Here is a 10,596-nt window from a genome sequence, read left to right on the forward strand (position 1 = left end):
CTGGGGCGCGTTCGCCCTGGTGATGGTCGCGGTCTGGCGGATCAATAATCGAGCGGGCCGCAACGAACTACTCGGCTCGGCCCGCTTCGGATCGCGTGACGATGTGCGCGGTCTGGAATCCGGCGACGGCGATCTGCTCATCGGTCGATCGGCCAAATCGGGCAAGCTGCTCCGTTATGGCGGCCCCGCCCATTTGCTGACGATGGCCCCGACCCGCAGCGGCAAGGGCGTCGGCACCATCATCCCCAATCTGCTGACCGTCGACCGCTCGGTGATCTGCATCGACCCCAAGGGCGAGAATGCGCGCGTCACCGCCAGGGCGCGCGCCAGCAAGGGTCCGGTCTGGTGCCTCGACCCGTTCGAGGTGTCGGGGCAACCCCCTGCCCGCTACAATCCGCTCGACCGTCTCGACCCGGCCAGCCTTGATCTGGCCGAAGATGCGATGACGCTGGCCGACGCCCTGGTCCACGATCCAGCGGGGCAAGGTGGCGAAGCCCATTGGAACGAGGAAGCCAAGGCGCTGATCGCTGGGCTGATCCTCTATGCCGTGGTCCATGAGGACCGCGAACACCGCACCCTGGCGACGGTGCGCGAGTATCTGACGCTCGCCCCCAAGGCGTTCGCCGATCTGCTCATACTGATGCAGGACAGCCGCGGCGCCGGTGGCCTGATCGCCCGCGCCGCCAACCGCCAACTCGGCAAGTCCGATCGCGAGGCCGCAGGGGTGTTGTCGTCGGCCCAGCGCCATACCCATTTTCTCGACAGCCCCCGGATCGTCGCCAGCATGGCCGCGTCCGACTTCACCTTCGCGGGGTTGAAAGAGGGGGTTTCCACGGTGTTTCTCTGCCTCCCCCCTGACCGGCTCGACGCCTATTCGCGCTGGTTGCGCCTGCTGGTCGCCCAGGCGCTCACCGACATGGCGCGCTCGCCGGTCAAACCGGCACGGCCCGTCCTGTTCCTGCTCGATGAGTTCGCCGCCCTGGGCAGGCTGGAACCTGTCGAGCGGGCTATGGGCCTGATGGCCGGATACGGGTTGCAGCTCTGGCCGATCTTGCAGGACATGCACCAGTTGCGCGCCCTCTATGGCGAGCGCGCGGGCACCTTCATGTCGAATGCCGGGGTGTTTCAGGCGTTCGGGGTGAACGACCTCGCCACCGCCGAACTGCTATCCAAGACGCTGGGGCAGGAAACCCTCGAATATCAGACAGCGGGCTATTCCGAGGCGAGCATGTTCGACGGCGGCAAGCTCACCCGCTCGGCCAGCACGCAGATCAGCGCCCGAAACCTCATGAACCCCGACGAGATTATGCGGATGCGGCCCACCGACCAGCTATTGATGCTCCAGGGGCAGGCCCCGTTGATCGTGGAGAAGATCAGATATTACGATCAGCGCGAGTTTGCCGGGCTGGCCGATCCCGGTTGAGCGGCCACAGGGCGCGCGAACGTCGCCGATGGCGCAGCGGAACGGGGAAGGACCACAACCCCGCCTCCTGGCCGTCCTGAACCTCTCCGCACGGCGCTAGGACGCGATTGGACGCTGAACCCGCCCCACTCCCCCCTCGGAAGCCCAGCGGCCTGTGGCCGCTCTTGTGACGGCATCGCCGTCACGCATCGAACAGCGCATTGGCCGTTAGGCCAATTCTATATGCTTTCCACCGTAGGTGTTATTATGTGTTAGATTCAGTGTTACGCTGCCAAAACATGCTGAATAATTCATATATATCAATCATTTGAGATCATGGCCGGTGGGTGAAAACACGATAAATGGTGTGTGAAAGCACGAAACTTGGTGGGTGATAACACAATAGAAATCAGGCCTTATGCACAGGCCGGGGTGGGTGAAAACACGATACTCGTTGCCTTGGTGGGTGATAACACGATAGCCTCCTCTGGTGGGTGATAACACGAATCAAGATGACCGCTCCCCGCTCCTGCCGGACCGCTATCCGCAGCAGGACTTTTTCGTGTGCGACATCTTCGACGCTGCGCCCAAGGGCGATATGGCTTCGATGGAACACCCGATTTTCAGCGTGTCCACAAAGCCCGATTTCACAAAGCGGGCCTATGAGCATGGCAACGCAATCCTGCGCGTGTCCCCTTCCCCCAACGGCCTGGCGACCGTCCATGATCGTGATGTGCTGATCTACTGCATCAGCCAGATTATGGCCGCGCTCAACAAGGGTCAGAAGGTTAGCCAGGTCGTCCGCTTCAAGGCTTACGATCTGCTTGTAGCAACAAATCGCGGCACTGACGGGCGCGGCTATGAGCAGCTCAAGGCCGCGTTCAAACGGCTGCAAGGGACGCAGATAGAAACGAACATCATCACGGGCGGGCAAGCCCAATGGGACGTTTTCAGCCTAGTGGATCGGGCCTCGATCATCCGCGAAAGTTTCGACGGGCGCATGATCGACGTGGAAGTGAAGCTATCCGATTGGGTGTTCAATGCCATTCGAGCAAAGGAAGTGCTCACCCTCAATCGTCGCTATTTCCGGCTGCGGAAGCCCCTAGAGCGCCGCCTCTATGAGATCGCTCGCAAGCATTGCGGTTTCCCTGGGAAGCCCGTCAAATTCGGCCTCGATACGATCCAGAAAAAGTGCGGCTCGCAATCGACCGCGAAGGAGTTCAAGCGGCTGCTCAAGGTGATCGTTGAGCAAGACACGCTCCACAGCCACTTCCCTGATTATGCGATCCTGCTCAATGAGGACGCAAATCAAGTCACCTTTACGCCTCGCGAATCCAAGTCCGCCCCGCCCCAAACGATGCTGTTTCCGATGATTTCAAACACAGCATTGGAACGCGCCAGAACGGTTGCGCCTGGCTATGACGTACATGCGCTAAAGGCGGATTACCTGTCGTTCTGGGACGACAAAGGACGGCAAGAGCTAAAAAACCCCGATGCGGCGTTCTTGGGCTGGTGCAAAAAGCGGCACGAACGGAATCCGCTGCGCTGATAAGATTACGCGGCCCGTTGCCAATAAGTCCGGCGTCGTGGCCTGAAATTGGCATCACGCCTCACAGCATGACCGAGCGACGGGCTAACCCCTGCCCTCTTGCCGTAGATCGTGCCTTGGTCGTTCGCCTCATCCGTCAGGTAGAAGTGCGCCAGATAGAGAGGGTCTGTTGCCTTCACGATATATTTGGCGAGCTTCTTCGCATAGTCGGGGTTGATCGGTTGCACGTCGCAGTCGTGGATGCCGCATACCCCCTGCGCCCGCTTAATCCACATCGGGAGCTTACGCCGAAATTCGCCTTCAAGCTCCGGCGGAATATGGACCGCCCAATTTGCGTGCGGATGCTCGTCGCGAGGGTTTTCAAGCGCATAGATGTAGATGGGTTTCAGGCAAATATCCCGCTTGGTTCGGCGAATGTAATAGAGCCAGTCCCGAAAGCGGTGGCGAATATCGGCGAAGATGGTTGCGGTAGATTTCTTGTCTGTTTCATGCAGGTTCACGACGACATAGAGGTTTAAAGGGGTGCCGATTTCCGCTGCATAGTCGAATGCCCGGAAGATTGATTGCGTCACACGCCTGTTGATATGGCTGGTCGCTCTATACCCGCCTGTGTTTTTGGATGCTTTGAAGCCACTTATACCAAGAGAGTGTGGCGCGGTCGGTTCAGGCAGCATATGCTCGACATTGGAACGAATTGGCAACATTGCAAGAGGCGCGGCGAAGTTTTCCACCTTCTGCGAATGTTTGCATGTTCGCATGACCTCTTGCCCTCATGTTCACTTGCCTACAGGACTTTCCCCCATCTTACGCAGCCAGTCGTTGAACGCCTCGGCCATGGCGTCCTGTAAGCTCATGCCGTTCTTGCGAGCGGTCATGTGCATAGCGAACGACATTTCGGGACTGAAATAGCCCGTCATGGCTTTCTTGCCCTGGCGGCTCGGCGCGGTCGTAGTGCTCGGGCTTTTGCTGCTGGCGGCTGCGGGGATGGTTGCCGCCTTGCCTGGTGCTTCGGGTTTTGGAGCTAGCGCAGGTTCGCGGTCGCGAAGCGCTAGCAATGATCCTTTGCGGCTCATGCGGGGGTCCTCCGTCTCTTAGATGTTTGCATGTTTACATGCCCACATGCCCACTTGTAAAGCTGCCGGACTTCCTGAGCGGCCTTACCATTGGGTTCGATTTCCATGGCTGTTTTACCCTCTGCGGCTGCGTGGCGGAACGCAGCGCGGTCGGGGATGATGTGCGGGCAGGATTCCAAACCGTAGCCCTGCACCACCTGGGCCGCTTCGTCATACATGCGCGGCGCGGTCGGGCTGCCTGCGGTGAAGATCACAAAGGCGGGCTTGCCGCGCATCTTCACAAGGCTGGCCGTTGTTTGCACGGCGGCAAGATCAAAGGCGCTCGGTCGGCAAGGGATCAGCACCAAGTCGGCGGCTTCAACGGCGGCACTGGCCGCGCTGTCGGCATGGGGCGGAGTATCGATCACGACAAAGTCCGCACCCTGGCTCATGGCCTGCTCGATCTTGGCGGCAAGACGCGGGGGGGCGCTGTCGATCACCAAGGGCGGGGCGTCCTTGCGCCATGCTGCCCATTGGCTGGCTGTCGCCTGCGGGTCTAGGTCGATCACAAGGGCGGTATGGCCCGCATCCTCGGCGGCTGCGGCTAGGTGTAAAGCGAGGGTGGTTTTCCCTGCGCCGCCCTTCTGGCTTATTATCGCGATTGTTGGCATGTTTGCTCCGTTACATGTTCACATGCTTGCATGTGGACATAAGGAACTAATTTGATAGGGCCGTCAACGCGAAGCTATCGACCTACAAGCCGAGAAATGGTCGCCTGGCTGACATTGAACAGCGCCGCGACGGTGCGCTGCGTGTCACCTGCTGTCAGCCTATCCAGAGCCTCTGCTTGCTGGTGAGGGGTGAGGGCGCTCTTGCGGCCGAATTTGACACCGCGCGCCCTTGCCTGGACACGCCCTGCGGCGGTGCGCTCGGTGATCCGCTCCCGTTCCCAGCTCGCAGCGATCCCCAACACCGCGATTATCACTTCGGCAAATTGCGAAGTCGTATCCACCATCGGCTCAGCCAGTGAACGGAAGCCAGCCCCGGCCTCCTTCACCGTATGGAGGATGTTCAATAGGTCGCGGGTGTTGCGGGCAAGCCGGTCTGTCGCCGTCACCATCAAAACGTCGCCATCGTCCAGCGCGCCGATCGCGCGCTTGAGCTGTGGTCGCTCGGCAGTCGCTCCGCTGATCTTCTCGCGGTAGATTTTGGCGCATCCGGCAGCGGTGAGCTGGGCGAGCTGCTGGGCCAAATCTTGGCCGTTGGTGGAGACGCGCGCATAGCCGTAGATCATGGCCGGAATCGTGCATCAGATTTTTGCATCAGGGAAGATCCTGGATTTCCTCATGTTCCGATCTGATGCAAAACTTGTGAGTTTTGCATCAGTGTCGCGGAAATGGTGGGTCTCTGACAGTCTAGATAGCGACCAGTTCGGCGATTTTGGTTGCGACTTCCGCCATAGACTCTTCCGCTGTGTTTAGCCCAGCTCGGGAAGCTAGCAGGAGGCTAACCTGCTCAAGCTCGTCATATGTCGTTCCGTGAACAACGGGGACGAGCCTCTCACGGCGAAGGAGTGCCGAAAGCTCTTTATCCGCGATGCCTTCGGCCGGGAGACGGCGCAACATAGCTGGAGTCACCAAAACAATACCAACACGCGAATTGACCAAACCCTTGTCGATCGCCCGCATCATCGGCACCCCAAGGCCAAGATCCTTCTCGCTGAACCACACCCGGACGCCCCGCGCCTCAAGTAAATCATGAAGCTCTTTGGCGGAACCCTGCCTATCATCCCATGCATGGCAAAGGAACACATCTCGAAGGTCCGGCTGCGCCGCCGCTAAGCTCTCAACATTCTCGCGAACCGGCGTAAGCGCCTGCACTTGTTCGGGTGTGTACCACGCCGAAGAACTGCCACCCGACCAACGAGGCTTTGATGTGCGGCGACCGGACCCGCCGCTGCTCCGGCCACTGCCGATTGCGGAAGAGTATGAGGGGGGCGAGTATGATCTGGAGTCATAGCTGCTGTGGCCACCGTAACGCGACCGGCTAGAACACGCAGGGCAAGACGCTGCGCCGCCACCTGTATGTCCACGAACTGGTGCGGTACATTTAGCCATTTACACTTTACCCCAATTTCTTTCTTGCGGCCAAATCTAGTTTTGTATCTAAATTAGATAATTTAAAAATTATCAATATCATCAAGAAGATCTACCATACCCATATAAGGATTAATTTGGTGATCCTGATCCCGTCCGTGCTGAGCATTCTGCTTTCCGGCCGCATTCAGCCTAACAGCACGTGTTCGAGCATTGTCTAATCCGTGCTTAACTATGTCAAAAATAGTCGCACTCGATTTTTCATAGTTATCGCAATCGAGTTTTTTAAACTCGGCGTTGAGTGCGCTTGTTTTTTTAAGATCCTTAAAATCAGAATATGGCGCTTGGGTGTCTACCAAATGAAGAAGTATCCAATACTCAAAACATACATTGCTCAGCGCAATATTTATGCCTTTTTGGTCCGCCATCTTTCTAGCTTTTGCATGCAGCGCATCAGTGTATTTAGCGACATTTTCACGGTCATATACTACCCAAAATATGTCATCTGGAAGAGTGGCAGGATTATTTTTTGCGTTAATCGCGGCTTCTACCAGTTGAACTGGTGTATTCTTTCGGGTCTTCTCAACACGCACAACTGATTGCTGATTGGTGCTGCCGATATGATCTAAATAACTGTTAATATAATTTGGCTCTGTTTTCTCACCCTCGCAAAAAATCTTCATCGTTTTTTCGGGAATTTGCGTAGCCGGTTTACGAGGTTTAGGCATTAGCTTCTCCAGCCTCGATCGACGCCAGAATAACTTCACGCACGCGGGCATAAGAGAATTTTGGTACTGCCCCTAAGCGACCGTCCCTGTAAAATGCCTCGAAGGGGCTGTCATGACGAACTCTGTTCTTCTCATACTCATCAAGTGACTTAACAGACGAAGAACCAGAAGATTTACTGACAAACCAAATTTGATCGCGCCGAAGAATGTTAGAATCTAATACGTTTGTATCATGCGTAGTGAATATAAGTTGCGCATTCTTCGCATTAACAATCGGATCGTTATATATTTGCAGGATAAGAGAAAGAAGATCAGTATGAAGATTAGCATCTAACTCGTCAAAAAATGTCACACTTCCATTTTTTAGAGAGTCTATTATTAGAGGAAGCGTCTCTAATAGCTTTATAGTGCCATCTGACATTTCATCTTGATCAAAATCAATCATTTCCCCATCATCTGATTTGATGGAGAATTTGTAATCGACGCTGTTCTTCTCGATCAAAACTTCTTTGACCGCATCAGGCATATCGCTTGGGAACCGGAGGTTTGAGGTATCCTCGCGAACTTCCCGACGAACGGTCGCAATGCCAGTGTCAGCCAAACAAATTAGCTCGCTAACCGTCCGCATATGCTCTGGGTCATCAAGATAGCGGGGCATTACAATCATCTGCCCAGGGACAATGAGCGACCATCGTTCAAAATAGCGCCTAATTTCGCGAATTGCTTCCGGTGCTGATGCATCGTTGCCTGCCCGCGATAGATAAGCAACGTTTTGGAAGAACGGCAATCGCCGATGGCCGCCCTTGTATGTTCCGCCAAACTTGATTGTTTCCCAATTATCGTCGGCACCGCGCTCAAAAATCAGCGCTCTTTGCCGCCGGGCAAAGGACGAAAGGCGCTCTTCGACTATACGATCACTAAGATAAGCAATTTCATAGCGATATCGGATACCCGACGGCACCACGAACTCTATTTCGAGGCGTACTGGTGCCTCAATATTAGCTTTAGATAGACGGTATGGCTCGTAAGGCGGGATGCGCTGGCCCTCCTTACGCGAGGCCGATTCGAGCACCATCCATTGCAGGGCGCGGAAAGCTGACAGGATGTTGGACTTGCCAGAGGCATTAGCGCCGAGAATGGCTGCCGTTCTGAGGACAGCCAGTTTGCCGTCTTCTATCTCAGCGAAGTTGCCCGGGTGACGGTCGCGCGCAGTTTCGACATTCATGCTGAACATTTGTTCGCTTTGGAACGATCGAAAATTTGTGACCGTAAGATCGATAATCATGGATGCGCATCTCTTTTTTGAGCTTTCTGCGTAAAGAATCTACACAAAAGAGCTTAATTCAATCTCTATGGCTCTTTATCGCAATTTCCACAAGAAGCGATGATCAGCAATGCTGGACGCAGGGCTACCCCCTGCGCGATGCCCTCGGTCATGCTCACCCTCATGGGGCAGGACGCTACCGCTCCCGATCAAGCTGATGCTGCGCTTTGATGCGCCCCGGAAACATCTCTTCGTGGATCGGCTCGACCACCGCCACCGCGCCCTTTTCGCTATCCCGCACCTTGCCTGGCTCGAACACCCGGCCCCGGTCGAGCTGATCCGCAATCCATTCGCGCGCGTGCGCTGCATCGCGCGCCGCGCTTTCGGGATCGCCCTTGTTCAGCCCTTTGGCGATCGCCTGGGCTACCATATAATTCCCCTGCGCAGCCCATAGCTCTGGGTCTGCCGCAGCTTCCTTGTCGGTCGCCGCCCTGAACCTGTCGCCCAAGGTCAGCACGCGACCGACGCCGGCACCCGATGCGCCGACGCTGCCGGCGACGAGCTGGGCCAGCGTCTCGCCCATGGCGTCCACCTTGCCCTGCATCGCTTCGACCTGGCCCGCTAGATTCTCCACAGCTGCCAGCACGGCCCGCTGGGTCGCCAGCAGCGCCACCACGGGATCGTCGCTGTCATCGCTCATCGTTCGCGGCCCCTGTCCCGATCTTTGTCCTTGGTGCGCTCCCGATCGCGCTCGGCCTGATCGTGATCCGATCCGCCCTTGTCACTTATACGCGATGCGATGCGGTCGGCGGCGCTTCCTGGCTCCGGGGTGTGATGGTCACGCTCGCCCCGCTGCGCCGTCGCCTCCGCGATCCGCTCAGCTGCGCCGCGATCGGCGTCCTGCTCCTGACGCCCCCATGCCGCGCCCAGGCGGTCACGCAGCCCCTGCGCCATGTCCTTGGCCTTGTCGCCGATGCCGCGCATCGTTTCCGCGATCCTGGCGCTGAGGTCGCGAAGCTGCTGGGTCAGCTCGCGCCGCTCCCGGTTACGCGCCTGCACCCCGCGCTGTTCGTCCCCGCGTTCGGTGGGCCTGCCCTTGCGCTCCATCGCCACCGCCGACAACGGCACCTTGCCCAACGGCTCCCGGCCTAGATCCTCTTGCCCCTCCGCGTCCCCCCGGTCGCGCGCCGCCTCGCGCTGATCCTTGAGTGACCGATGATCGATGCGCTCACCGCACCCGGCCCGTTCCAGCGCCTGGTTGGCATGGTCGGCCCAGGCCGATCGCCACCCCTCAAGCCGCTTCGCCGCGTTCCAGTCCCGGTTCTTCTTCCCGAACCCCTCGCCGGTGAGGTCGCGCATGGTCAGCATGACATGCGCGTGCGGCTGCTCCTGACCGTCCGCCGAATGGCCCCGGTGCAGCGACACGTCCGCAATCATGCCTTGGGACACGAACTGCTCGCGCACATAGGTCTCGACCAGGGCGCGCCGCCCCTCCGCGTCCAGCTCACGCGGAAGGGAGATTTCCACCTCACGGGCAAGCTGGGCGTCCTTGCGCCGCTCGGCCGCCTCGACGGCGTTCCACAAACGGGCGCGATCGAGCATCCAGTCGGGCGTGCGGTCGGGGGCCATGATCTCGCGATGCTCGATGTCGGATTTGCGCGTGTAGTCGTGGCATTTGCCTAGGCGCTCGTCGGTCAGCCGCTCGCCCGACCGGTAGGCGGCGGCGGCGACCGCGCTGCGCCCGGTGGCCCGCGAGATCACTTTGACCGAACAATGGTAGATCGCCACGACGCCGCGCCCTTCTGCCTTACTTCACTTAAGGGGGGAGCCGTCCGGCGGGGGCAACGCCCCCACTAGGACCACGCACATTGGGAACCAATGTATAAGCGTGCCCTTATCTTCATAAGGTAGCCTCATGCTGTTTCATTTGCTATAGCGAATTGCCATAGGAGGACGGCATGGCACGGACACCGGTTGAAGAGCGCCTTGAGAAAATGCGCGAGGACGAGCGCAAGCTACGTGAGCGGCGAAAAGCGCTTGAGGCCCGCGTCTCGACCGAACGTCGCAAAGCTGAAACCCGCGAGCGCATCATGCTTGGCGCGTTCATCCTCCACCACCTAGACGAGGATACGCCCACCGGTCGCCAGCTCGCGCCCCTGCTGCAACGCGAACTGCCGATGTTCCTGACCCGTGAGCGTGACCATGCGTTGATGGCCCCTCTGCTGAAGCGGCTGAAGGAGAAGGAATGATGGCAGGCCCACTGGTCGGGGGCGATCGGGGGATAGGATGGGTTCGTGCGATCGTCGGTGCATTCGTGGTGTGCCTGGTCGTGCAATATCTGGTCGGCAAGCTGCTGCCGGAAGTTCTCGCCAGCATCATCGCCTGGGGCGCGTTCGCCCTGGTGATGGTCGCGGTCTGGCGGATCAATAATCGAGCGGGCCGCAACGAACTACTCGGCTCGGCCCGCTTCGGATCGCGTGACGATGTGCGCGGTCTGGAATCCGG

12 protein-coding genes and 1 pseudogene are annotated in these 10,596 nt (G+C 58.4%); 4 read left to right on the plus strand and 9 right to left on the minus strand.

The features are described 5' to 3' along the window. Both HHL08_RS24550 and HHL08_RS24555 read left to right on the plus strand, forming a co-directional pair. Positions 1–1,423 (plus strand): type IV secretory system conjugative DNA transfer family protein (locus HHL08_RS24550; RefSeq protein WP_235955298.1); only part of this gene is annotated, 1,423 nt, incomplete at its 5' end. 469 nt (positions 1,424–1,892) lie between these two features. Further along, a complete protein-coding gene (locus HHL08_RS24555; protein WP_206378087.1) occupies positions 1,893–2,951 on the plus strand; it encodes a replication initiator protein A in 1,059 nt (352 codons plus the stop codon). A gap of 5 nt (positions 2,952–2,956) precedes the next feature. On the opposite strand, the gene HHL08_RS24560 is transcribed toward HHL08_RS24555, so the two are convergent. From HHL08_RS24560 to mobQ, 9 genes are all read right to left on the minus strand, one after another. Continuing rightward, the gene (locus tag HHL08_RS24560) at positions 2,957–3,682 is read right to left on the minus strand and encodes a hypothetical protein (protein ID WP_206378088.1); all 726 of its coding nucleotides are present in this window, start codon (positions 3,680–3,682) and stop codon (positions 2,957–2,959) included. Positions 3,683–3,727: 45 nt separating this feature from the next. Next, positions 3,728–4,024 (minus strand): ribbon-helix-helix domain-containing protein, encoded by a 297-nt coding sequence (locus HHL08_RS24565; protein WP_169575494.1) that lies wholly within the window; start codon positions 4,022–4,024, stop codon positions 3,728–3,730. Further along, positions 4,021–4,674 carry a ParA family partition ATPase gene (parA, locus tag HHL08_RS24570; protein WP_169575495.1) on the minus strand — a complete coding sequence of 218 codons (654 nt, stop codon included), beginning with the start codon at positions 4,672–4,674 and terminating at the stop codon, positions 4,021–4,023. The genes HHL08_RS24565 and parA overlap by 4 nt, the downstream gene beginning before the upstream one ends. A 74-nt stretch (positions 4,675–4,748) precedes the next feature. Next, positions 4,749–5,297, minus strand: a complete 549-nt coding sequence (locus tag HHL08_RS24575; RefSeq protein WP_169575496.1) for a recombinase family protein — start codon at positions 5,295–5,297, stop codon at positions 4,749–4,751. Positions 5,298–5,418: 121 nt separating this feature from the next. Then, positions 5,419–5,883 carry a toll/interleukin-1 receptor domain-containing protein gene (locus tag HHL08_RS24580; RefSeq protein ID WP_328804753.1) on the minus strand — a complete coding sequence of 155 codons (465 nt, stop codon included), beginning with the start codon at positions 5,881–5,883 and terminating at the stop codon, positions 5,419–5,421. Positions 5,884–6,182: 299 nt separating this feature from the next. Next, on the minus strand, positions 6,183–6,827 hold the full coding sequence (locus HHL08_RS24585; protein ID WP_169575498.1) for an RloB family protein: 645 nt from the start codon (positions 6,825–6,827) through the stop codon (positions 6,183–6,185). Next, positions 6,820–8,112 (minus strand): AAA family ATPase, encoded by a 1,293-nt coding sequence (locus tag HHL08_RS24590; protein WP_169575499.1) that lies wholly within the window; start codon positions 8,110–8,112, stop codon positions 6,820–6,822. The genes HHL08_RS24585 and HHL08_RS24590 overlap by 8 nt, the downstream gene beginning before the upstream one ends. A gap of 175 nt (positions 8,113–8,287) precedes the next feature. Next, positions 8,288–8,791 carry a hypothetical protein gene (locus HHL08_RS24595; RefSeq protein ID WP_169575500.1) on the minus strand — a complete coding sequence of 168 codons (504 nt, stop codon included), beginning with the start codon at positions 8,789–8,791 and terminating at the stop codon, positions 8,288–8,290. Continuing rightward, on the minus strand, positions 8,788–9,879 hold the full coding sequence (mobQ, locus tag HHL08_RS24600) for a MobQ family relaxase (protein WP_169575501.1): 1,092 nt from the start codon (positions 9,877–9,879) through the stop codon (positions 8,788–8,790). Before mobQ ends, HHL08_RS24595 begins: the two co-directional genes overlap by 4 nt. 170 nt (positions 9,880–10,049) lie before the next feature. Between mobQ and HHL08_RS24605 the strand changes: the two genes are divergently transcribed. Together HHL08_RS24605 and HHL08_RS24610 are read left to right on the plus strand one after the other, a co-directional pair. Continuing rightward, entirely contained in the window at positions 10,050–10,340 is a 291-nt protein-coding gene (locus HHL08_RS24605; RefSeq protein WP_062734581.1) for a hypothetical protein, read from the plus strand. Next, positions 10,337–10,596: pseudogene (locus HHL08_RS24610) on the plus strand (type IV secretory system conjugative DNA transfer family protein); the annotation flags it as partial. The gene HHL08_RS24605 and the pseudogene HHL08_RS24610, both read left to right, overlap by 4 nt.

The organism is Sphingobium psychrophilum (assembly GCF_012927105.1).
GTDB lineage: Bacteria > Pseudomonadota > Alphaproteobacteria > Sphingomonadales > Sphingomonadaceae > Sphingobium > Sphingobium psychrophilum.